We start from the raw sequence: 22,640 nt of genomic DNA, 5'->3' as shown, positions 1-22,640 counted from the left end.
CCGGGCCGGATAGGGTGCGGCCATGAACTCGGGGGAGCGCCGGATAATCGAGCCACGGCTGCGGGTGCGTGACGTCCTGCTGCGCGGGGCGCTGCACGGACTGGCATCGATCGTCGTCCTGCTGATTGCCATGTGGTGCGTCGGCGACCACAGCGACCGGGAGGAATTCATCGCGGTCGTCGGCGGCTTCGCGCTCGTCTTCGGCGGGGTGTTCGTCGTGTTCGGCGCGCTCCTCTGGGCGTGCTGCGGCGGCGTCATCCGCCGGTGGCGCGACTTTCGCTCGATCACCAGCCAGTGGGAGGGCGCCACGATCATGGCCCCGGCCATGGTCCGCTGCGGCGTCATGGCCCTGGTCCTGGCGCCCGCCGCGTTCTGGCTGTACGGCGTGGTCGACGAGGCGGCGTACGGGAGCTGGCTCTACGGCAGCTGACGCCTGTCGTCTGCCGTCGCCTCGTCCTCCCGCGGCACCGCGTACCCGGGCACCGACGGCCAGCGCACGGTCAGCACCACCGACTCCTCCTCCGCCACCCAGGAGTGGTCGACCCCGCGCCCCCACACGACGTAATCCCCCTGCTCCGCCAGGAGGACGCTGCGGCCGGGCAGCTCCACGCGGAAGCGCCCGCTGATGAGCACCAGCAGCGCCGTCCGCTGCTCACCCCGCACCCACTGGGCCCGCTCGTCCCCGGGCGGGTGGACACCCCACTTGATCTCCACGTCGGCACTGTGGCGGGGGTCGCCCGCCTCCTTGAAGTGCCCGAGAATCCAGCCCCGGTCCAGCGCCGCGTCCTTGCCCGCGTTGCCCACGTAGACGCTGTCGTCCACGCCGTCGCCCAGGTCCACGTACACGCTGTCGTCCACGTTGTCGTTCACATCTCCGCAAGCTAGCAGCTGCCCCGCGCGACTCCATTGTGGGGAGCGCGAGGGCTGGCTAGGGTCTTCGTTCGCGGCGCGAGAGACGCGTGCCCATCGGTGACGAGGGAGCTTGATGAATATGGCTGCGGTCGGCCCTCATCAGCATGCCCGCGTCCGGCCCGCGCACGGCCGGGTCCTCCGAACGACCAGGAGCACCACGTGTCCTCTTCCGTCTCCGTCCCACCGGCTCATCCCGACCTGACCACCGACCGCCTCGTCCTGCGGTCATGGACCCCCGCCGAGGCCGCCGCCGTCCTGGACGGCGCCCGGCCGTCGCACTGGGCCGACGACTTCCCCGCCGAGGGTGACCAGGTCATCGCCGCGCTCTTCACCGAGCACCCCGACTGGCTGGGCCCGTACGGCCACCGGCTGATCATCGAGCGGTCCACCGGTCTGGTGATCGGCTCGATCGGCCTGTTCTGGCCGCCGAGCGACGGCGCCGTCGAAATCGGCTACGGCGTCGTGCCCTCCCGCCGAGGCCACGGCTACGCCCCCGAGGCCACCCGCGCCCTCACCGCGCACGCGCTCACCGCCCCGGGCGTCCACACGGTGCACGCCACCGTGGAGCTGGCGAACCCGCCGTCCATCAGGGTGCTGGAGAAGTCCGGCTTCCGGCGTCACAGCACACAACCCGACCAGCCCCAACCCGATCAGAACGTGGCCCGCTACCAGGCGCACTGACCACGAGCCCGTACCGGTCCACCCGGGGCCCACCGGCGGCAACCCACCGCCGGTGGGCCCCGGCCACCTCGTCCCATAGCCTGCGCGGCCCGAACTGGGAGACGGCGAACGCCGCCGTCTGCTCACCGTCGTAGTCGACGGCGGCCCACGACGAGGCGGCGTCGTCGGCCAGCCACAGCCGGGTGTGGACACCGGCGACCCCGGTCGCCCAGGAATGCCAGACGCCGGGCACGGCGAGCCCGATGGCGAATTGCGCGTCCAGGTCGTGCCCGGCCACGGCCCACGGCGAGAGGCCGGTCACCGAAAGGTCCGCCACCTGCCCCTCCCGCAGCACATCCCGGCTCAGCTCGACGTCCGGCCGCTGGCCCCGCATGGTCATGTACGAGCCGTACGGCGCGAAGCGCCCCGAGACCCCGCCGTCGGCGTCCTTGGCCAGCACCAAGGTCCCGTAGCAGCACCAGGCGCTGTCCCAGGGAGTGACGATCCGGCCCCCGGCCCGGGTCTGCTCCAGCCAGGCGGGCGGCACCGCCCGTACCGAGCAAGTGGCGATGACCCGGTCGTACGGCCCGCCCGCCGCCCAGCCCCGGGCCCCGTCCCCGCACTCCACGGCCGGACCGAACCCCGCCCGGGCCAGCCGCCCCCGGGCCTCCTCCGCCAGACCGGGGTCGATCTCGACCGAGACGACCCGGTCACCGCCGAGCCGTGCCGCCAGCAGCGCGGCGTGAAAGCCCGTCCCGGTGCCGATCTCCAACACCCGCATGCCGTCCTCGATCTCCGCTTGTTCCAGCATGCGGAGGACCGTGCTCGGCGCGGACGCGGAAGAGGTCGGCACCTGAAGCCCGCCCTCGGTCGCGAGCTGAGTGACCAGCGGCGCGTCGGTGTACGCGGCATCCCTCCAACGCCCCGGCTCACGCGCCCTGTCGCACAGTGCGTAGCCGCCGTCCCCGTCCCGCAGCCACAGCCGGTCGGGCAGAAACAGATGCCGCGGCACGGCCCGCAGGGCCCGCTCCCACTCCACGGGCACGGGACGCCCCAAGCTCTCGGTGAGCTGGGCCAGCAGCCGGTCGATCACTTCTGCCCCGGCTGCGGCGCCGGTTGCTCGGGCGGCGGAGGCGGCACGGGCCGCCCCGGCTGATGCCCGTCGTCACCGACCGGTGAGCGGTGCTTCAGATCCATGGCCTCTCCCTCGCTCGTCCCACTACTCGCTCGGCCCATATCGCGGCTCGCGACCGCCTCCACGATGCGTAGTCCGCACCCATGCTCGCAATCGTCACTCGCGGCGAGCTCGACTCGCGGCTTTGGACGCGTGACCTTCCCAGGAGAAGCCCTTTTATCTCGTTTACTCGGAGGGCTGTTCGGCCCGCTTCGGCGTCTCGACGACGTACTCGCGCAGTTGAAGCCGGGTGCTGCCGCTGACGTAGAGGCCGACGCCCACGATGCCGAGCGGGAACGCGACGGTCAGAAAGCCCATCAGCTTCGGCCAGTCGCGCTTGGCCTCGCACTCCTCGTACACGTGCTCGCGGTCGGAGAGCGCCTGCGGGTCGCAGTGGTTGCTGTAATCCCCGGCGCTGTACGGCGTGAACAGCAGCACGGCCACGTAGATCCAGGACAGGCCCGCCAGGAGCAGCAGTCCGAGCCCTGTGCTGCGCGTGCGGTGGGCGCGCAGCGCGAAAGGAGTGTCGTACGGGGCCTTGTTGGTGTCGGTACTTATGCCGTTCATCCCTCCGTTGGGCACAAAGGCATGAACATAACAGCCGAGGTCAGCCCTCCCCGGCGTCAGCGTGGTTGGGGGGTCGGCCGGGCCGTGGACTCGGCCGGTGAGGGGACGGGTGAGGTCTCGTGGGTGACGCCGGGATCGCGCGCGGGCGGTGCCGGGCGGGGGCGCCCCGGGGAGCCGGACAGCAGGAGGAAGGCGATGGCTGCCGCGACGACCGCCGCGGCGGCTACGGCGGAGACGACGCGGCGTATCCGCCGGGTCCCCCAGGCGGGGCCGGTGGGGGGACGGGACGGGGACAGGTCGTGGGCGCTGATGAGCCGCGCACGGGCGTCGAGCGCGGCGCGCAGCCGGTCCTCGATCGGCGGGTGAGTGCTCATCGGTCCACCTCCAGCAGCTTCTCCAGGGTGTCGAGCGCACGGCTCGCGGTCGACTTCACCGTGCCACGGGACACGCCGAGGGTCTCGGCTATCCGCACCTCGGACAGATCGGACCAGTAGCGCAGCACCAGCACCTCACGCTGGCGCGGGGTGAGTTGGGCGAGGGCGTCGAGGACCTGCCGGTGTTCCTCGGCGAGCAGCAGCGGCTCGTCCACCGGCGCGCCGGGCCCCTGGTACGGCGGGGTGTACGCCCGGGCCGTACGCCGTCGGCGCAGCACCGAGCGGGCGGCGTTGACCACGGCGGTGTGCAGATAGGCGTGCGCGTCCTGGAGGTCGTCCAGCCGGGCGCCGTGTCTGCGGCAGACGGCGGCGAAGGCGTCCTGGACGACGTCCTCGGCGGTGTGCGGATCGTCCACCAGGAAGACCGCCAGCCGGATCATGTCGAGCCGCCGGGCCCGGTACAGGTCGGCCAGCGTGGGCGGTGGCTCCTCGTCGTCCCGGCCCGCCACGGGCGTCAGCGCCCGGAGGCGCACCCCCGGCGCCGGGGTGGTCGTCCGGGCACGGCGAAGCAGCCGGGCCCACCAGGGCAGGACAAGAGTGAGCTGCATCGTCCTCGTTCACCTCGTCGGTGGGTGCGGCAGGACCGGCTCCGGACCCGGTCCTGCCCCCTCCGTGACTGACGGCTAGCGGTTGGCCGGTACGGGCTTGGGCTCGGCCGGTACGGGCTTGGGCTCGGCGGGTACGGGCTTGGGCTCGGCGGGTACGGGCTTGGGCTCGGCGGGTACGGGCTTGGGCTCGGCCGGGTCAGCCGGGACAGGCTTGGGGTCAGCCGGTACGGGCTTGGGCTCGGCCGGGTCCGACGGGTCGGCCGGGACGGGCTTGGGGTCGGCCGGTACAGGCTTGGGGTCAGCCGGGGCCGGCTTGGCCGGGACCGGAGCGGGCGAGCTCGACTCGGTCGGCCGTGAGTGGTCCGTGGTGGCCGCCTGGGCGGCCACACCGCCGCCCACGAGCAGGGCGATACCGGCGGCCGACCCCAGTACCCAGGTGCGCACGGGGCGGTTCAGCTTCTTGGCGCGGATGTGCCGCATAGGTCAACGACTCCAGGAAGATCGGGAAAACGCTGATGGATCAGGCGGCGCCGAGGACCGGAAGACCCGTCCCGGAATTCGCCTTCACCCCACCAGACGTGCGGCCCCACCCGAGGTTGTCGCGGCACCCGGAAATTCTTGGATCAACCCCCGGGGTGCCGCTCGCGTCACTCCCACCGCAGGGGCCCACGGGGCCCGACCGGTGACCGGGGAGGTCCACGGATGAGACAGCGAGCGATACGCACTGGCTTATGCACCCTGGTGGTGAGCCTGGCCGTGGGCGCCACCGCCCTCACGCCCGCGCACGCCGCCACGACGGACGGCCACGAGGCGACGCGGGACGCGCTGCGGCAGTGGGTGGCGGAGGGCGGGATGCCCGGGGTGGCGGCCATGGTGCGGGAGGACGGGGAGACCTGGTTCGGGTCGGCGGGCTACGCGGACACCGACACCGGTCGGAAACGGTCGCCCGATGACCACTTCCGGGCGGCGAGTATCACCAAGCCGTTCATCGCGACCGTCCTCCTCCAACTGGAGGCGGAGGGACGGCTGAACCTGGACGACTCGGTCGAGAAGTGGCTGCCCGGGGTAATGCGGGGCAACGGAAACGACGGCAGCGAGATCACCCTGCGGCGTCTGCTCAACCACACCAGCGGCCTCTACAACTACACCGAGGACCCGGAGTTCCAGGTCAACACCTCCGGCAGCGGCTTCCCCGAGCACCGCTACGACACCTACAGGCCCGAGGACCTGGTGGCCGTCGCGATGAAGCACCCGCCGCACTCCGCACCGGGCGGGGAGCCGTGGTACGCGAACACCAATTACGTCCTCGCGGGGATGGTCATCGAGAAGGTGACGGGACACTCCTACGCCCAGGAGGCCACCCGGCGGATCATCAAGCCGCTGAAGCTGCGCGAAACGTCGTTCCCCGGCACCGGACCGAAGATGCCGAAGCCGCACCCCGTCGCGTACTCCTGGCTCCACGACGAGTCCCCCGACGCCCCGGTCCACGACGCCACCGAGCAGAACATGAGCTGGCTGGGCGCGGCGGGCGAGCTGATTTCCACCGCTGGTGACCTCAACCGCTTCGACCGCGCCCTGATGCGCGGCCGGTTGCTGCCCCGGGCCCAGCTGGACGAGATGCTGAACGAGGTGCCGTCCGACGGGGGGATCGGGTACGGGCTCGGGGTCGAGACGGCCACCCTGTCCTGCGGTGTGACCGTGGTGGGCAAGACGGGCCGTACCAATGGCTCGCTGTCGGCGGTGGTGGGCACGGAGGACGGCAGGCATCAGCTGGCGTTCAACGCCAACGGCGACCGGCTCCCGGACTCGTCCCACTACTTCAACGTCATCGAGGCGGAGTTCTGCGGTCCGAAGTAGCGAGGTAACGAAGTAACGACATAGCGAAGTAACAGATCAATAACTTCGGAAAATCGTGCAACCCTTCCGGGCCCCGGCCGGTCGTATCTGGCATCGGGCTTCCTGGGGAGGGATCTGGGGGGATTCGGAGGAAGCCCTGAGGAGGGGGAAACGAGGGGCCTGGTCGACGGACCGGGCCCCTCGAAACGCGTCGGGACGCCGTACGGGGCAGGGCGACGTCAGAACGGCACGCCGCACCGCAGCAGCACGTTCGCGTACGGCCGCGCCTCGCCGGTCCGTACGACCAGCTTCGCCGTGGCCGTACGGGACTTCAGCTCCTCGTGCGACACGAGATCCAGCGCGGGGTAGGGGAAGTACGCGTCCAGCAGGGCCAGCGCCGCCGGGTTGTACTCGCTCACCTCCTGCGCCGCGACCGCCCCTTCGGTCACCAGCTCGTCCAGCAGTCCGGCCAGCACCTGCTCGAAGGACGGCACCCCCGCCGTGAAGGCCAGGTCGACGACGACGGGACCGGAGGACGGTATCGGCAGGCCCGCGTCGCACACCATCACCGTGTCGGTGTGGCCCAGCAGCGCGATACCCGCGCTCAGATGACGGTTGAGAATCCCCGCACGCTTCACAGGGACGCCACCTCGTCGGCGGTCGGGAACGACACCTGCGCCCCGGCCCGGGTCACGGCGGCCGCGCCGACGCGTACGGCGTACCGGACCGCGGTCTCCAGGTCGTCGCCGACGCCCAGCCGCCAGGCGAGCGCACCGGTGAAGGCATCACCGGCGCCCGTGGTGTCCACGGCCTCGACCGGCACGCTGGGGACCCGGACGGTACGGTCGCGCTCGGCGACGAGCGCGCCCGCGCCGCCCAGGGTGACCACCACCGAGCGCGGGCCGCGCGCCAGCAGCGCCGACGCCCACGCCTCGGGGTCCGTGGCGTCCCCGGCCGGATGGTCGCTCAGCAGATACCGCGCCTCGTGCTCGTTGACGACGAGGGGATCGCACGCGGCCAGCACATCGGCGGGCAGGGACGCGGGCGGCGACGGGTTGAGCACCACGCGCGGCCCGGGCCGGTCGCCGAAGCCCGCGTCCGCGGCGCGCACCACCGCGGCGACCGTCTCCAGCGGGATCTCCAGCTGGAGCGAGACGACACGGGCGGCGGCCAGCAGGCTCCCGGCGCCGCGTACGTCCCCGGGGGTGAGCCGGGAGTTGGCGCCGGGGGAGACCACGATGCTGTTGTCGCCCGAGGGGTCCACCGTGATCAGTGCGACCCCGGTGGGCGCGCCGCCGACCAGGACGCCGACGGTGTCGACCCCGGCCGCCCGCTGCGAGTCCAGCAGCAGCCTGCCGTAGTCGTCGTCGCCGACCCGGGCCAGCAGCGCCGTACGGGCCCCCAGACGCCCGGCGGCGACGGCCTGGTTGGCGCCCTTGCCCCCCGGGTGGACGGCCAGGTCGGAGCCGAGGACGGTTTCCCCGGCCCCGGGGCGGCGGTCGACGCCGACCACCAGATCGGCGTTGGCCGACCCCACGACCAGCAGGTCGTAGTCGTGCATGGGGTATGTCCTTTCAGACGGGCGATTTTGTCAGCCGTCATGTGTCAGCTGTCAGCCGATACCTGTCAGCTGTCAGATGTCAGCCGTCACGTGTCAGCTGATATCTGTCAGCTGCTATGTGTCAGCCGATATCTGCCAACCGATACGTGTCAGCTGATACCTGTCATCCGATACGCGTCAGCGGACAGTCACTTCGCCGCGACGACCTTCACCGGGACCTTGACCGCCCCGGCGATCTTCTGACCCTTCGCGGCCTTGATCGCGTTCCGTACGACCAGCCGCCCCAGCTCCTCGGGCTGCTGGGCGACGGTCGCGGTCAGCGTGCCGTTCCGCACCGCCTTGAGGCCGTCCGGTTCGCCGTCGAAGCCGACGACCTTCACGGACTTGCCCGCCTTGGAGCCCAGCGCCTTGATCGCGCCGAGCGCCATCTCGTCGTTCTCGGCGAAGACGCCGTCGACGCCCGAGTGGGCCTGGAGCAGGTTGGTGGTCACGTCCAGGGCCTTGGTGCGGTCGAAGTCCGCGGGCTGCTTGCCGACGACCTTGATGCCCGGGTACGCCTTCAGCCCCTCCGCGAAGCCCTGGCCGCGCTCGCGCGAGGCCGACGTACCGGCGACGCCCTGGAGAACCAGGATCTTGCCCTTGCCGCCGAGCCGTTCGGCCAGCGTCTTGGCGGCGAGCTTGCCGCCCGCGATGTTGTCGGAGGCCACCAGGGAGGCGACGTCCGCCTTGTTGACGGTGCGGTCGGCGGCGAGCACCGGGATACCGGCCTTGTTGGCGGTTTTGACGGACGGGCTCGCCGCGTCGGAGTCGACCGGGTTGATGATGATCGACTTCATGTTCTGGCTGGTGAAGTTCTGTATCTGATTGGCCTGCTGGGAGGCGTCGTTCTGGGCGTCGGTGACGGTGAGGCTGATCCCGGCGCGCTTGGCCTCGGCCTGCGCGCCCGCCTTGAGCTGTACGAAGAAGGGGTTGTTGAGGGTCGAGACCGACAGTCCCACCTTGGGCTTCGCGCCGCCGCCCGAACCGGAGTGCCACAGCGACGAGCCGAAGGCGAACGCCGCGACGACCACGGCGGCCACCGCGAACTTCCCGGCGTTCATGGCCGCCTTACGGCCGCCACCGGACGGCCCACCGGCCGCCGCGCCCGGCGCCGCGGGCCGGGCCCCGGCGCGCCGCCGCACCGTGTCGAGCAGCACCGCCAGCGCGATGACGACACCGATGACGACCTGCTGCCAGAAGGCGGAGACCTCCAGCAGGTTGAGCCCGTTGCGCAGCACGGCCAGGATCAGCGCGCCGATGAGCGTGCCGGACGCCTTGCCGACGCCGCCGGACAGGCTCGCGCCGCCGATGACGACCGCGGCGATCGCGTCCAGTTCGTAGCCGACCGCCGCCTGCGGCTGCGCGGAGGAGAGCCGGGAGGCGAGCACGATGCCCGCGATCGCGGCGAAGCCGCCGGACAGGGCGTAGATGACCAGCTTCTGACGGCCCACCCGGATGCCGGAGAGCCGGGCCGCCTCCTCGTTGCCGCCGATCGCGTACATCGCGCGGCCCGCGTACGTACGGCCCAGCACCCCGGAGGTGATCAGGCCCATCGCGATCATCACGAGCACCGGGACCGGCAGCCAGCCGCCGAGCGTGTCGCCGAGGCCGGACACCGAGTCGGGGACGGTGATCGGGCTGCCCTGTGAGATGACCAGGGCCAGGCCGCGGCCGACCGACAGCATCGCGAGTGTGGCGATGAACGGCGGCAGCTTGCCGAAGGACACCAGCGCCCCGCTGACCAGGCCGCACGCGACACCGGTGGCGACGGCGAGCAGCGCCGCGAGCCACACCGGCAGCCCCTGCGAAGTCGCCGACCAGGCGAGCACGGTGGCGGACAGCGCGGCCACCGAGCCGACCGACAGATCGATGCCCGCGGAGACGATGACGAAGGTGACGCCGAAGGCGAGGATCGCGGTGACCGCCGCCTGGACGCCGACGTTGAGGAGATTGTCGGGGTCGAGGAAGTCGCCGGACAGCAGCGACATGGCCGCCACCAGCAGCACCAGGGCGCTCAGCGCGCCGTTGTCGAGCAGCACACGGCGCAGCACGGCCGGGCTCCCGGGGTCCTTCGTGGACGCGAGCGTGTCAGTGGCCACGGGAGCCCTCCCTTTCGTTGACGCCGACTCCTTCGCCGGCACCGTCTGTGCTTCCTTCGACGCCCTTGACGTCCTTCACCGCCAGGGCCATGACGGCGTCCTGGGTCGCTTCCCGCGCGGTCAGCTCTCCGGCGATCCGGCCCTGGGCCATGACCAGGACGCGGTCGCTCATGCCCAGCACCTCGGGGAGGTCGCTGGAGATCATCAGGACGGCGTGGCCGGACGCGGTGAGCTCGTTGACGAGCTGGTAGATCTCGACCTTGGCGCCCACGTCGATACCGCGGGTCGGCTCGTCGAGGATGAGCACCTTGCTGTCGGCGAGCAGCCACTTGCCGATGACGACCTTCTGCTGGTTGCCGCCGGAGAGGGTGCGCACTTGCTGGTCGAGCCCGGCCATCCGGACCGCCAGCTGTTCGGCGATGCGCTCCGCCGCGCGCCGCTGCCCGGCCCGGTCGACGAGCCCGGCGCGGGTGGCGCCGCGCAGGGTGACCAGGCCCAGGTTCTCCTGCACGGACGCGTCCAGGACCAGCCCCTGGCCCTTGCGGTCCTCCGGTACGAGGCCGATCCCGGCGTCCATCGCGGCGACCACGTCGTGGCGGGGCAGCGGCACGCCCGCGACCTCGACGGTGCCGGTGTCGTACGGATCGGCGCCGAAGAGCGCCCGTACGACCTCGGTACGGCCCGCCCCGACGAGTCCGGCGAGGCCGACCACCTCCCCGGCGCGCACGTCGAAGTCGATGTCCTGGAAGCTGCCGCCGCGGCCGAGCCCCCGGACCTTCAGCAGCGGCTCGTCCGCGTCCGCGCTTGTCGACGCCGGGCGCTCCCTCGGGTACTGCTGCTCGATGGACCGCCCGACCATCAGCCGGACCAGTTCGTCCCGTTCGGTGGCGGCCGGGACCTGGGTGACGCTGCGGCCGTCGCGCAGGACGGTCACGCGGTCGCCCAGGGCGGCGATCTCCTCCAGGTGGTGGGTGATGAAGACGACGCCCACACCGTCCGCGCGGAGCGTGCGGACGATCCGGAAGAGCTTGTCGACCTCCTCCGTGGTGAGTACGGCGGTCGGCTCGTCCATGATCAGGACACGGGCGTCCAGGCTGAGCGCCTTGGCGATCTCGACCATCTGGAGCCGGGCGATCCCCAGGTCGCGGACGCGGGTCCGGGGGGAGACGTCCACGCCGACGCGGGCGAGGAGTTCGGCGGCCCGCTCGTCCATCTTCGTGCGGTTGACCACCCCGAAGCGGCGCGGCTGGCGGCCCAGGAAGATGTTCTCGGCGACGCTGAGGTCGGGGACGAGGTTGAACTCCTGGTAGATGGTGGCGATGCCCAACCGCTCGGCGTCCTGCGCCCCGTTGATACGGACCGGGCTGCCGTCGACCAGTACGCGTCCCCCGTCGGGGCGGTGCGCACCGGAGAGCATCTTGATCAGCGTGCTCTTGCCCGCACCGTTCTCGCCGAGGAGTACGTGCACCTCGCCCCGGCGGAGGTCGAAGTCGACGCCGTCCAGCGCGACCACCCCCGGAAACGTCTTCCGGACCCCCTCCATCCGCAGGATCTCCGACCCGTGGTCCGCGGCCGTGCGCTCCGCGGCCGCGTGGTCCGCGGCCGCGTGGTCCGCGTGCGCGGGCGGCGCCGGTTCCGGCTCGGGGCTGGGCGTCGTGGTCATGGCGTGCTCCCTTCGGGCTCGCCGCAGGAGCGGCGGGGGACCAGGCGGGCGGACAGGGTCACCGATGCGGCGGGCCGCCCCTCGACGCGGTCGATGAGCGCGCGGACGGCGGCGTGGCCGAGGTCTCCGGTGGGCTGGGCGATGGCGGTGATCGGCGGATCGGTGTGGACGAACCACGGGATGTCGTCGAACGCGGCGAGCGCCACGTCGTCCGGCACCCGCAGCCCACGGGAGCGGATCTCGTCCATCGCGCCGAGCGCCATCAGATTGTCGGTGGCGAAGATCGCGTCCGGGGGGTCGGGCAGATCGAGGAAGCGCGCGGTCACCCGCCGCCCGCTGTCGGCCTGGAAGTCGCCCTGACCGATGTGGTCGGCGGACAGGGCGAGGCCGAACTCGCGCAGGGCGGAACGGAAGGCGTCCACCCGCTCGCGCCCGGTGGTGGTGGCGGCCGGGCCCGCGATGATGGCGAGCCTGCGGTGCCCGAGGGCGTGCAGATGGGCCACCAGATCGCGGACCGCGCCCCGGCCGTCGGTGCGCACGACGGGTACCTCGTCCAGTCCCTCGCCCTCGATCCAGCGGTCGACGAAGACCATGGGCGTCCCGCTGCGGGCGGCGTCCAGCATCAGCGGGGAGCCGCCGTCGGTGGGGCTGACCAGCAGGCCGTCGATGCGGCGGTCGACCAGGGTGCCGACATGGTGGTCCTGGAGGTCGGGCCGCTCGTCGGCGTTGCCGATGACCACGCTGTAGCCCCGGTCCCGGGCGGCGTCCTCGACGGAACGGGCCAGCTCGGTGAAGAAAGGGTTCAGCACGTCGCTGATGACCAGCCCGAGGGCGCGGGTCTGATGGGTGCGCAGCGAGCGGGCGACGGCGTTGGGCCGGTAGCCGAGGTCGGCGACGGCGGCGAGCACCTTGTCCCGGGTGTCCGTACGGACGGCCGGGTGGTCGTTGAGCACCCGGGAGACCGTCGCGACGGAGACCCCGGCGCGCTGCGCCACGTCCTTGATGGCCGGCATCGCCCCACCTCCTCGTGGAATCGATTACATCGATGACGCCGAGGAGATTGGAATCGATTACACGGGGCCGGGGCAAGATGCCGGAACCGGCCGCAACTGGATTGTGATGTTCCGCCCTGGCCGCTGTCCCGGCCCCTGGCCCGGAGTGCCTGCCCCCGGGTTATCCACAGGCCCGCTGTCGGCCCTGACTCGCTGTCCGCCCCCGGCGGTACGGTCGGTGCATGCTCAAACTCGCGGTGGTCGAAGGGGTTCTGGAGCGGATCACCTATGCCAATGAGGAGAACGGGTACACGGTGGCCCGGGTCGACACCGGCCGCGGCTCGGGCGATCTGCTGACCGTCGTCGGCTCGCTGCTGGGCGCGCAGCCGGGCGAGTCGCTGCGGATGGAGGGGCGCTGGGGTTCCCATCCGCAATATGGCAAACAGTTCACCGTCGAGAACTACCGGACCGTCCTGCCCGCCACCGTGCAGGGCATCCGGCGCTATCTCGGCTCGGGCCTCATCAAGGGCATCGGCCCGCGGATCGCCGACCGGATCACCGAGCACTTCGGCGTCGACACTCTCGATGTCATCGAAGAGCAGCCGAAACGGCTGATCGAGGTCCCGGGTCTCGGCCCCAAGCGGACCAAGATGATCGCCGCGGCATGGGAGGAGCAGAAGGCCATCAAGGAGGTGATGGTCTTCCTCCAGGGCGTCGGCGTCTCCACCTCCATCGCGGTGCGGATCTACAAAAAGTATGGCGACGCGTCGATCGCGATAGTGAAGAACGAGCCGTATCGGCTGGCGGCCGACGTCTGGGGCATCGGCTTCCTCACCGCCGACAAGATCGCCCAGTCCGTCGGCATCCCGCACGACAGCCCCGACCGGGTCAAGGCCGGACTGCAGTACGCGCTGTCCCAGTCCGCCGACCAGGGCCACTGCTATCTCCCCGAGGAACAACTGATCGCCGATGCCGTGAAGTTGCTCCAGGTCGACACCGGCCTGGTCATCGACTGCCTGGGCGAGCTGGCCGCCGACGACGAGGGCGTGGTGCGCGAGCCGGTGCCCGGCCCCGAGCAGGGCGAGCCGGTCTCGGCGGTCTATCTGGTGCCCTTCCACCGCGCCGAGATCTCCCTCGCGGGGCAGGTGCGGCGGCTGCTGCGCACCGAGGAGGACCGGATGCCCGCCTTCCGGGGCGTGGACTGGGACGCGGCTCTGGGCTGGCTCGCCCAGCGCACCGGTGCGGACCTGGCCCCCGAGCAGGGCCAGGCGGTGCGGCTCGCGCTGACCGAGAAGGTCGCGGTGCTCACCGGCGGCCCCGGCTGCGGCAAGTCGTTCACCGTGCGGTCCGTGGTGGAGCTGGCCCGCGCCAAGAAGGCCAAGGTGGTGCTCGCGGCCCCCACCGGCCGGGCCGCCAAGCGGCTCGCCGAGCTGACCGGCGCCGAGGCGTCCACGGTGCACCGGCTGCTGGAGCTGAAGCCCGGCGGGGACGCGGCGTACGACAAGGACCGCCCGCTCGACGCCGACCTGGTGGTCGTCGACGAGGCCTCGATGCTCGATCTGCTGCTGGCCAACAAGCTGGTCAAGGCGGTCCCGCCGGGTGCCCATCTGCTGTTCGTGGGGGATGTGGACCAGCTGCCGAGCGTCGGCGCCGGAGAGGTGCTGCGCGACCTGCTGGCCGACGGCAGCCCGGTCCCGGCCGTCCGGCTGACCCGGATCTTCCGCCAGGCGCAGCAGTCCGGGGTGGTCACCAACGCCCACCGGATCAATTCCGGGGCCCCGCCGATCACCCAGGGCCTGTCGGACTTCTTCCTCTTCGTGGAGGACGACACGGAGGAGGCCGGGCGGCTCACGGTGGATGTCGCGGCCCGCCGCGTGCCCGCGAAGTTCGGCCTCGACCCCCGGCGTGACGTGCAGGTACTCGCCCCGATGCACCGTGGCCCGGCGGGCGCGGGCACGCTCAACGGACTGTTGCAGCAGGCCATCACCCCGGCCCGGCCGGACCTCCCGGAGCGGCGTCTCGGCGGCCGGGTCTTCCGGGTCGGCGACAAGGTGACGCAGATCCGCAACAATTATGAGAAAGGGGCCAATGGGGTCTTCAACGGCACGGTGGGAGTCGTCTCCTCCCTCGACAGCGACGAGCAGCGGCTGACCGTGCTGACCGACGAGGACGAGGAGGTGCCGTACGACTTCGACGAGCTGGACGAACTGGCTCACGCCTACGCGGTGACGATTCACCGCTCCCAGGGCAGTGAGTACCCGGCCGTCGTGATCCCGGTGACCACCGGGGCCTGGATGATGTTGCAGCGGAACCTGCTGTACACGGCGGTGACCCGGGCCAAGCGCCTTGTGGTGCTGGTCGGCTCGCGCCGCGCGCTCGGGCAGGCGGTGCGAACCGTCTCGGCGGGCAGACGCTGTACGGCGCTGGATCACCGGCTCGGCGGGACATAGGAGTCGAGCGTGTCAACAGGGTTTCCGAACGGTGACGAACGGGGCAGGATGGCTGTGTAGGCGGCACTCAGTGCCGCCAAAAGGCCCTTCAAGCGACCCCGAGTGCACACTCATCACCCGAGTAGGGGAAGGTGGGGGGAGTCAGGGCACCTCGAGGAAGAGAACCAGACGTCGGTGAGGGATGACGTGAGCGACGACAACTCTGTAGTACTGCGGTACGGAGACGACGAATACACCTACCCGGTGGTCGACAGCACCGTCGGCGACAAGGGCTTCGACATCGGTAAGCTGCGCGCCCAGACCGGTCTGGTGACCCTGGACTCCGGTTACGGCAATACCGCCGCGTACAAATCCGGCGTCACCTACCTGGACGGTGAGCAGGGCATCCTGCGCTACCGCGGGTACCCCATCGAGCAGCTGGCGGAGCGCGCCTCCTTCGTGGAGACCGCCTTCCTGCTCATCAACGGCGAGCTGCCGACGGTCGACGAACTCGCGGCGTTCCGTGAGGACATCACCCGTCACACGCTGCTCCACGAGGACGTCAAACGGTTCTACGACGGCTTCCCTCGGGACGCCCACCCGATGGCGATGCTGTCCTCCGTGGTCAGCGCGCTGTCGACGTTCTACCAGGACAGCCACAACCCGCACGACGAGAAGCAGCGCAACCTGTCGACGACCCGGCTGCTGGCCAAGCTGCCGACCATCGCGGCCTACGCGTACAAGAAGTCGGTCGGTCACCCGTTCGTCTACCCGCGCAATGACCTGGGCTATGTCGAGAACTTCCTGCGGATGACCTTCTCGGTCCCCGCGCAGGAGTACGACCTCGACCCGGTCGTGGTCAGCGCGCTCGACAAGCTGCTGATCCTGCACGCCGACCACGAGCAGAACTGTTCGACCTCCACGGTCCGGCTCGTCGGCTCCTCGCAGGCCAACATGTTCGCCTCCATCTCGGCGGGCATCAACGCCCTGTGGGGCCCGCTGCACGGCGGCGCCAACCAGTCGGTGCTGGAGATGCTGGAAGGCATCCAGGCGTCCGGCGGCGACGTCGACACCTTCATCCGCAAGGTGAAGAACAAGGAAGACGGCGTGAAGCTCATGGGCTTCGGGCACCGCGTCTACAAGAACTTCGACCCCCGGGCGAAGATCATCAAGTCGGCGGCGCACGACGTCCTCTCCGCGCTCGGCAAGTCCGACGAGCTGCTCGACATCGCGCTCAAGCTCGAAGAGCACGCGCTCGCGGACGACTACTTCGTGGAGCGCAAGCTCTACCCGAACGTGGACTTCTACACCGGTCTGATCTACCGGGCGATGGGCTTCCCGACCGAGATGTTCACCGTGCTGTTCGCGCTCGGCCGGCTGCCGGGCTGGATCGCCCAGTGGCACGAGATGATCAAGGAGCCGGGCTCCCGCATCGGCCGCCCGCGCCAGATCTACACGGGCGTCGTCGAGCGCGACTTCGTTCCGGTGGAACAGCGCTAAAGAAGGCCAGAAGCGCCCCGCTGCCGATCCCCCCACGGGTCGGAGCGGGGCGCTTCCCTTGTCCCGGTTCGGATTCCCCCCACGGGATCCGGCCCGGGCGTTCAGTGGGCCCTGCGGGCTCGTACGGACGCGATCCGCCGGGACGAGTACGTACGGGAGGGCCGCTCAAAGCTCCCCGAGTACGTCGCCCCGGCCACGCGTAGCAGGATGCGTCCCCCAAGACGTATCCCCACCGCCCCATTAGACTCGCGACCCCCCTCAATGGTTACGTTGGGTTGTCTGTGATCTGCGTCTCTTGCCATATCCGGGCGTAAAAGGGCAAGAGCCCCGATTCGAAGATCGGGGCTCCTGTGTATGGGTGTTGTGCGGCTTATGGGGACTTGGTGGAGACCGTGGACGCCGTGAAGGAACGCAGTCGCAGACTGTTGCTCACGACGAACACGGAGGAGAACGCCATCGCGGCGCCCGCGATCATCGGGTTGAGCAGACCGGCCGCGGCGAGCGGCAGCGCGGCGACGTTGTAGCCGAACGCCCAGAACAGGTTGCCCTTGATGGTGGCCAGGGTCCGGCGGGCCAGCCGGATCGCGTCGGCGGCCACGCGCAGGTCGCCCCGGACGAGGGTGAGGTCGCCGGCCTCGATCGCCGCGTCCGTCCCGGTGCCCATGGCGAGCCCGAGATCGGCGGTGGCCAGGGCGGCGGCGTCGTTGACCCCGTCGCCGACCATGGCGACCGTCCGGCCCTCGTCCCGCAGCCGCTTCACGACGGCGACTTTCTCCTCCGGCAGGACGTCGGCGATGACCTCGTCGATGCCGACCTCACGGGCTACCGACTCGGCCACCCGCCGGTTGTCGCCGGTCAGCAGCACGGGGGTGAGGCCGAGGGCGCGCAGCTGGGTGACGGCTTCGGCGCTGGTCTCCTTGACGGCGTCGGCGACGGTGAGGACGCCGCGGGCGTGCCCGTCCCAGGCGACGGCGACCGCCGTATGGCCCTCCGCCTCGGCGGCGGCCTTGGCCGAGGCCAGCTCCTCCGGCAGTTCGACGGACCGCTGGGTGAGCAGCTTGTCGCGGCCGACGAGCACCGTGTGTCCGTCCACGACGCCGTGGACGCCGAGCCCGGGTACGGAGCCGAAGCTCTCGGGCGCCGGGAGCGCCCCGGTGCGCTCGGCCGCGCCGTCCGCGATGGCGCGGGCGATGGGGTGCTCGCTGGCGTGCTCCACCGCGCCCGCGAGCCGCAGCAGCTCGTCCTCGCTGGTGCGCGGTCCCGGGATGACCTGGTGCAGCCGCATCCTGCCGGTGGTCACGGTGCCGGTCTTGTCGAGGACGACGGTGTCCACCCGGCGGGTCGACTCCAGCACCTCGGGGCCCTTGATGAGGATGCCCAGCTGGGCGCCGCGGCCGGTGCCGACCATGAGCGCGGTCGGGGTGGCCAGGCCCAGGGCGCACGGGCAGGCGATGATCAGGACGGCGACGGCGGCGGTGAACGCGGCGGTCGCGTCCTTCGTCGTCAGCCACCAGGTCAGCAGGGTGCCCACGGCGATCAGCAGCACGATCGGCACGAAGACGCCGGAGACCCGGTCGGCGAGCCGCTGCACCTCGGCCTTGCCGTTCTGCGCGTCCTCCACCAGGCGGGCCATCCGGGACAGCTGGGTGTCGGCGCCGATCCGGGTGGCTTCCACGACGATGCGGCCCGCCGCGTTGACGGTCGCGCCCGCGACCGTGTCGCCGACCGCGACGTCCACAGGGACGGATTCGCCGGTCAGCATGGAGGCGTCGACGGCCGAGCTGCCCTCGACGACCGTGCCGTCGGTGGCGACCTTCTCGCCGGGACGTACGACGAAGCGGTCGCCGACCGCCAGTTCGCGCACCGGGACGCGCACCTCGCGGCCTCCGCGCAGGACGGCGACGTCCTTGGCGCCCAGCTCCATCAGGGCACGCAGTGCCGCTCCCGCCCGCCGCTTGGACTTCGCCTCCAGATAGCGGCCGATGAGGATGAAGGTGGTCACCCCGGCGGCCGCCTCCAGGTAGATCGAGGACGAGCCGTTCGCACGGGTGACGGTGAGATCGAAGCCGTGCCGCATGCCGGTCATGCCCGCGTGGCCGAAGAACAGGGCCCACACGGACCAGCCGAGCGCCGCGAGGGTGCCGAGGGAGACCAGGGTGTCCATGGTGGCCGCGCCGTGCCGGGCGTTGGTCCAGGCGGCCTTGTGGAAGGGCGTACCGCCCCAGACGACGACGGGCGCCGCGAGGGTGAGGGAGAGCCACTGCCAGTTGTCGAACTGGAGCGAGGGCGCCATCGCCAGCACCACGACCGGCAGGGAGAGGACGAGCGAGACGAGCATGCGGTGGCGTAGCGCGTCGTGCTCACCCGGTGCCGGGGCCGCGGCCTCCGCGCTGTCGGCGGGGGCGGGCTCGGGTGCGGCGGGGGTCGGCTCCTCGGCGGTGTAGCCGGTCTTGATCACCGTGGCGATCAGGTCCGCGACTTCGACCCCGCTGCCGTAGGACACCTGGGCCTTCTCGGTGGCGTAGTTCACCGTGGCGGTGACCCCGTCCAGCCGGTTGAGCTTCTTCTCGATGCGCGCCGCGCAGGAAGCGCAGGTCATGCCGCCGATGGCCAGCTCGACCCGCGCCTCGTGCCCGGCAACGGGGGCCGTGATGGTCATGCGAGCTCGTAGCCCGCTTCGTCGACGGCGGCGCGGACGGCCGCGTCGTCCAGCGGGGTGGCCGAGACAACGGTGACCTGGCCGGTGGAGGCCACGGCCTGGACGGAGCTGACGCCGTCGAGGGCGCCGATTTCCTCGGCGACGGCCCCCTCGCAGTGGCCGCAGGTCATGCCGGTCACCTGGTAGACGGCGGTGGTGGTGTTCGCCTCGGAGCTCATGGATTTCTCCTCTGTGGGGGAGTGGCTGACGGTACGCGAGGGGCACCGGTTGGCGCAGCGCCTCCTGTCATCTCAACTTTATACCCCTAGGGGGTATTCCCGGAAGCCGGAAGTGCCGCAGGGCTCCGGGCAGGGGTGGTCAGTGCCGGACCGGCGCCGCCTCCGTGCCGATGGCCGGGGCCAGATATCCGTACAGGCAGCTCTTCAGCTCGGTGATGTACGCCTCCCGGTCCTCGCCCTCGTGGGAGAGGATCAGCTCCAGCCCGGCCTTGAACAGGGCGAACCCCATGGTCGCGATGCGCGCGCGGCGCTCCAGGGGCAGTGCGGGGGCGCAGGTGCCGATCAGCTCCTCGACCCGGGTCTGCAGCGCGGCCGCCAGCGCCTCGTGTTCGTCGGCGACCGCGCCCGGGGTGTCGGAAGAGCAGATCAGGGTGAGGAAGACGGGGTTGGCGCAGTTGAACTCGATCATCGGGTCGAGGACCACGTCCAGCATCTCGCCGAGCGGCAGCACGGCGTTCTCCTCGGTGAAGGCCACGCCGTGGGCGTCCCGCATCTGCCGGGTGAGGCGGTCGCCCAGCTCGACGGCGATGGCCTCCTTGTTCGGGAAGAACTGGTACAGCGTGCCGGGGGAGACCCCGGCCTCGCGGGCGATCGCGTTGGTGCTCGCGGAGGTGTAGCCGGTGCGGCAGAAGACGCTGGCGGCGGCGTCCAGCAGCTGCTGAATCCGGCGCTCGCCGCGTGCCTGCCTGCGGCGGGGGTTCGCGGGTCGGGCTGCCTGGCTCTCGGTCACAATCCCCAGCTTCCCATGTGCGATTGACAAACACGAGTGGCCGCTCGCATTCTTGAGAAATGCGAGCGGTCGCTCGTGTTTGCCGTCCAGTGGCAATCAGCGACCCATGCTGCCTGCCTGCCCGCTTGCCCGAGCGGGGGCGGCCGCATGGGCACATGCGAAGGGGACACCGCGTCATGACCGATGTCAACCGGCCGCCCGGCGAGCGGATCGGAGGATGGACCCGCCTGGTCACCGCCAGGCCGCGGCTGTCCCTGCTGGTCGCCCTGCTCTTCACGGCGCTCGCCGTCGTGGCCGGAAGCGGAGTCGCCGACCGGCTGTCCGGCGGCGGATGGGAGGACCCGGCCTCCCAGTCCTCGTACGCCACCAAGGCGCTGGAGAAGCACTTCCCCGCCTCCCAGCCCAACCTCATCCTGCTCGTCGACGGCGGCGGCAGAGGGGTCGACGACCCGGCGGTCGCCACCGAGGCCCGGGCGCTCGTCAAGAAGCTCACGGGCGAGAAGGCGGTCACCGGCGTCACTTCCTACTGGGACACCGGCGCGTCCGCCCTGCGCAGCAAGGACCGAGGCGAGGCGCTCATCGCCGCGCGCGTCACCGGTGATGAGACGGCCGCGGGCAAGACGCTGGAGCGCATAGCGCCCGACTTGCGCGGGCGGCACGGACCGGTCGAGGTCTCCGTCGGTGGACCGCTCGCGGTCAAGCAGGAGATGCAGACGACCATTCAGGAAGACCTGCTGCGCGCCGAGATGATGGCCCTGCCCGTCACCCTGGTGCTGCTCGTCATGGTCTTCGGCAGCGCGGTGGCCGCCCTGCTGCCGCTCGGCATCGGCGTCATCGCCATCCTGGGCACCGACGCCGTGCTGCGCGTGCTCACCGAGTTCACCGATGTCTCGGTCTTCGCGCAGAACCTGACCACCGCGCTCGGCCTCGGACTCGCCATCGACTACGCCCTGTTCATCGTGCGGCGCTTCCGCGAAGAGCTGTCGGCGGGCGGGGAGACCCTCCCTGCCGTCGCCGCCACCCTGCGCACCGCCGGGCGCACCGTGCTCTTCTCGGCGCTCACCGTCGCCGTCTCGCTCGCCGCGATGATGGTCTTCCCGCAGTACTTCCTGCGCTCCTTCGCCTACGCGGGCATCGCCGTGGTGCTCATCGCCGCGGCCGCCGCCCTGGTGGTGCTGCCCGCCGCGCTCATGCTGCTCGGCGACCGGGTCAACAAGTGGGACCTCACCCGGCTGCTGCGCCGCCGCCGCACCGGCGCGGGCGCCGAGGGGGCCGCCGACGCGACCGAACCGGGCGCGGGCTGGGGCCGGTTCGCCCGGCTGGTGATGCGGCGCGCCCCGGTCTTCGCCCTGGCCACCGTCGCCGGTCTGGTGGCCCTGGGGCTGCCCTTCCTGCGGGTGGAGTTCGGCACCGCGGACGACCGCCAGCTGCCCTCCGGCGCCGAATCACATGTGGTCCAGCAGCACATCCGGGACGGCTTCGCGGGCGGACCCGGCGGCGGGGTGGAAATCCTCGCCGAGGGCAGGCCCGGTGCCGCGGCGCTCGCCGACTACAGCGCCAAGGTCTCCGCTCTCCCCGGAGTGCTGCGGGTGGACGGCCCGGCCGGTCCCTTCGCGGACGGCCGCCGGCTGGGCAAGCCCGGCCCGGCCGAGGCGGCGCGCGCGGCCGGTGGCGCCGCGTATCTCAGCGTGCAGCCCAAGGGCGAGGCCGTCGAGCCCGCCACCCAGGACCTGGTGCGGGACATCCGCGCCCAGAGTCCCCCGTTCCGGACCTCGGTGACCGGCACCGCCGCCGTCCTGGTCGACACCAAGGAATCCCTGGGCGACCGGGTCCCCTGGGCGGGGGCGATCATCATCGCCGTCACCCTGCTGCTGGTCTTCCTGCTCACCGGGAGCCTGCTGATCCCGCTCCAGGCCGTGCTGCTCAACGCGCTCAGCCTCACCGCGATGTTCGGCGCCATGGTGTGGGTCTTCCAGGAGGGGCATCTGTCCGGGCCGCTGGCCTTCACCAGCTCCGGAGACATAGAGACCACCCTGCCGGTGCTCATGTTCTGCGTCGCCTTCGGGCTCTCCATGGACTACGGCGTCTTCCTGCTCTCCCGTATCAAGGAGGAGTACGAGCGATCAGGGGACCATGAGGCGGCCGTGGAATTCGGACTGCGGCGCACCGGCGGGCTGATCACGGCGGCGGCGCTCATCCTGGCCGTGGTCATGGTGGCCATCGGCACCTCGCGGGTCACCAACACCAAGATGCTCGGCCTCGGTATCGCCCTGGCCGTGCTGATGGACGCGATGGTGGTGCGCAGTCTGCTCGTACCGGCGGTGATGAAGCTGACCGGCCGGGCCACCTGGTGGGCCCCGGGCCCGCTGCGCCGTCTCCACGCCCGGTTCGGGCTGAGCGAAGGGGAGTCCGCGCCCTCCACCCCTTCTTCCGCCGATTCCTCCGGCGGCCCCGCCGGGGAGGCGGACGCGGACGCGGGCCCCGGCAAGAAGGAGGAACGCCGCCGGGACCGGGTGAGCATTCGCTGAACCCACTCACCCCGCTGGTCCCGCTGATCCC

The 22,640-nt window shown here is 71.3% G+C and carries 20 protein-coding genes; 6 read left to right on the top strand and 14 right to left on the bottom strand.

Annotation, left to right across the window (positions count from 1 at the left end; genetic code table 11):
• Positions 1-22 precede the first annotated feature (22 nt).
• Entirely contained in the window at positions 23-430 is a 408-nt protein-coding gene (locus ABZ370_RS37600; protein WP_358630831.1) for a DUF6336 family protein, read from the top strand.
• Here ABZ370_RS37600 and ABZ370_RS37595 read toward each other — a convergent pair.
• Positions 418-822 (bottom strand): signal peptidase I, encoded by a 405-nt coding sequence (locus ABZ370_RS37595; protein ID WP_358630930.1) that lies wholly within the window; start codon positions 820-822, stop codon positions 418-420. The genes ABZ370_RS37600 and ABZ370_RS37595 overlap by 13 nt on opposite strands.
• Before the next feature lie 249 nt (positions 823-1,071).
• Here ABZ370_RS37595 and ABZ370_RS37590 point away from each other — a divergent pair, with 249 nt between their 5' ends.
• A complete protein-coding gene (locus ABZ370_RS37590; RefSeq protein WP_358630828.1) occupies positions 1,072-1,593 on the top strand; it encodes a GNAT family N-acetyltransferase in 522 nt (173 codons plus the stop codon).
• Here ABZ370_RS37590 and ABZ370_RS37585 read toward each other — a convergent pair.
• From ABZ370_RS37585 to ABZ370_RS37565, 5 genes are all read right to left on the bottom strand, one after another.
• The gene (locus tag ABZ370_RS37585) at positions 1,499-2,665 is read right to left on the bottom strand and encodes a methyltransferase domain-containing protein (protein ID WP_358630825.1); all 1,167 of its coding nucleotides are present in this window, start codon (positions 2,663-2,665) and stop codon (positions 1,499-1,501) included. The two genes, ABZ370_RS37590 and ABZ370_RS37585, sit on opposite strands and share 95 nt — an antisense overlap.
• A gap of 267 nt (positions 2,666-2,932) precedes the next feature.
• A complete protein-coding gene (locus tag ABZ370_RS37580) occupies positions 2,933-3,313 on the bottom strand; it encodes a hypothetical protein (RefSeq protein ID WP_358630823.1) in 381 nt (126 codons plus the stop codon).
• 56 nt (positions 3,314-3,369) lie between these two features.
• Entirely contained in the window at positions 3,370-3,687 is a 318-nt protein-coding gene (locus ABZ370_RS37575; protein ID WP_358630820.1) for a hypothetical protein, read from the bottom strand.
• Positions 3,684-4,295: a SigE family RNA polymerase sigma factor gene (locus ABZ370_RS37570; RefSeq protein ID WP_358630817.1), complete on the bottom strand. Its 612-nt coding sequence runs from the start codon at positions 4,293-4,295 to the stop codon at positions 3,684-3,686. Before ABZ370_RS37570 ends, ABZ370_RS37575 begins: the two co-directional genes overlap by 4 nt.
• Positions 4,296-4,370: 75 nt before the next feature.
• The gene (locus tag ABZ370_RS37565) at positions 4,371-4,775 is read right to left on the bottom strand and encodes a hypothetical protein (RefSeq protein ID WP_358630814.1); all 405 of its coding nucleotides are present in this window, start codon (positions 4,773-4,775) and stop codon (positions 4,371-4,373) included.
• 222 nt (positions 4,776-4,997) lie between these two features.
• Between ABZ370_RS37565 and ABZ370_RS37560 the strand changes: the two genes are divergently transcribed.
• A complete protein-coding gene (locus tag ABZ370_RS37560; protein WP_358630811.1) occupies positions 4,998-6,152 on the top strand; it encodes a serine hydrolase domain-containing protein in 1,155 nt (384 codons plus the stop codon).
• 218 nt (positions 6,153-6,370) lie between these two features.
• Here the strand turns inward: ABZ370_RS37560 and rbsD are convergent, their stop codons facing one another.
• From rbsD to ABZ370_RS37535, 5 genes are all read right to left on the bottom strand, one after another.
• A complete protein-coding gene (gene rbsD / locus ABZ370_RS37555) occupies positions 6,371-6,769 on the bottom strand; it encodes a D-ribose pyranase (RefSeq protein WP_358630808.1) in 399 nt (132 codons plus the stop codon).
• Positions 6,766-7,692 carry a ribokinase gene (locus ABZ370_RS37550; RefSeq protein WP_358630805.1) on the bottom strand — a complete coding sequence of 309 codons (927 nt, stop codon included), beginning with the start codon at positions 7,690-7,692 and terminating at the stop codon, positions 6,766-6,768. Before ABZ370_RS37550 ends, rbsD begins: the two co-directional genes overlap by 4 nt.
• Positions 7,693-7,880: 188 nt before the next feature.
• Positions 7,881-9,830, bottom strand: a complete 1,950-nt coding sequence (locus ABZ370_RS37545) for a substrate-binding domain-containing protein (RefSeq protein ID WP_358630803.1) — start codon at positions 9,828-9,830, stop codon at positions 7,881-7,883.
• Positions 9,820-11,373: a sugar ABC transporter ATP-binding protein gene (locus ABZ370_RS37540; protein WP_358630927.1), complete on the bottom strand. Its 1,554-nt coding sequence runs from the start codon at positions 11,371-11,373 to the stop codon at positions 9,820-9,822. The genes ABZ370_RS37545 and ABZ370_RS37540 overlap by 11 nt, the downstream gene beginning before the upstream one ends.
• 116 nt (positions 11,374-11,489) lie before the next feature.
• On the bottom strand, positions 11,490-12,506 hold the full coding sequence (locus ABZ370_RS37535) for a LacI family DNA-binding transcriptional regulator (protein ID WP_358630800.1): 1,017 nt from the start codon (positions 12,504-12,506) through the stop codon (positions 11,490-11,492).
• A gap of 221 nt (positions 12,507-12,727) precedes the next feature.
• Here ABZ370_RS37535 and ABZ370_RS37530 point away from each other — a divergent pair, with 221 nt between their 5' ends.
• Both ABZ370_RS37530 and ABZ370_RS37525 read left to right on the top strand, forming a co-directional pair.
• Positions 12,728-14,935, top strand: coding sequence for an ATP-dependent RecD-like DNA helicase (locus tag ABZ370_RS37530; protein WP_358630797.1), 2,208 nt, complete (start codon positions 12,728-12,730; stop codon positions 14,933-14,935).
• Positions 14,936-15,109: 174 nt separating this feature from the next.
• Positions 15,110-16,414, top strand: coding sequence for a citrate synthase (locus ABZ370_RS37525; protein ID WP_358630794.1), 1,305 nt, complete (start codon positions 15,110-15,112; stop codon positions 16,412-16,414).
• Positions 16,415-16,784: 370 nt separating this feature from the next.
• Here the strand turns inward: ABZ370_RS37525 and ABZ370_RS37520 are convergent, their stop codons facing one another.
• From ABZ370_RS37520 to ABZ370_RS37510, 3 genes are all read right to left on the bottom strand, one after another.
• On the bottom strand, positions 16,785-19,073 hold the full coding sequence (locus ABZ370_RS37520) for a heavy metal translocating P-type ATPase (RefSeq protein ID WP_358630791.1): 2,289 nt from the start codon (positions 19,071-19,073) through the stop codon (positions 16,785-16,787).
• A complete protein-coding gene (locus tag ABZ370_RS37515; RefSeq protein ID WP_358630788.1) occupies positions 19,070-19,291 on the bottom strand; it encodes a heavy-metal-associated domain-containing protein in 222 nt (73 codons plus the stop codon). Before ABZ370_RS37515 ends, ABZ370_RS37520 begins: the two co-directional genes overlap by 4 nt.
• Positions 19,292-19,430: 139 nt before the next feature.
• Positions 19,431-20,081 (bottom strand): TetR/AcrR family transcriptional regulator, encoded by a 651-nt coding sequence (locus ABZ370_RS37510; protein ID WP_358630785.1) that lies wholly within the window; start codon positions 20,079-20,081, stop codon positions 19,431-19,433.
• 176 nt (positions 20,082-20,257) lie between these two features.
• Here ABZ370_RS37510 and ABZ370_RS37505 point away from each other — a divergent pair, with 176 nt between their 5' ends.
• Positions 20,258-22,609 carry an MMPL family transporter gene (locus ABZ370_RS37505; RefSeq protein ID WP_358630782.1) on the top strand — a complete coding sequence of 784 codons (2,352 nt, stop codon included), beginning with the start codon at positions 20,258-20,260 and terminating at the stop codon, positions 22,607-22,609.
• Positions 22,610-22,640: the final 31 nt, after the last annotated feature.

Source organism: Streptomyces sp. NPDC005962 (genome assembly GCF_040629205.1).
In the GTDB taxonomy this organism is placed as follows: Bacteria; Actinomycetota; Actinomycetes; order Streptomycetales; family Streptomycetaceae; genus Streptomyces.
The sequence above is the reverse complement of the archived record's forward strand: the minus strand, read 5'-3'. Positions and strand labels throughout refer to the sequence as shown.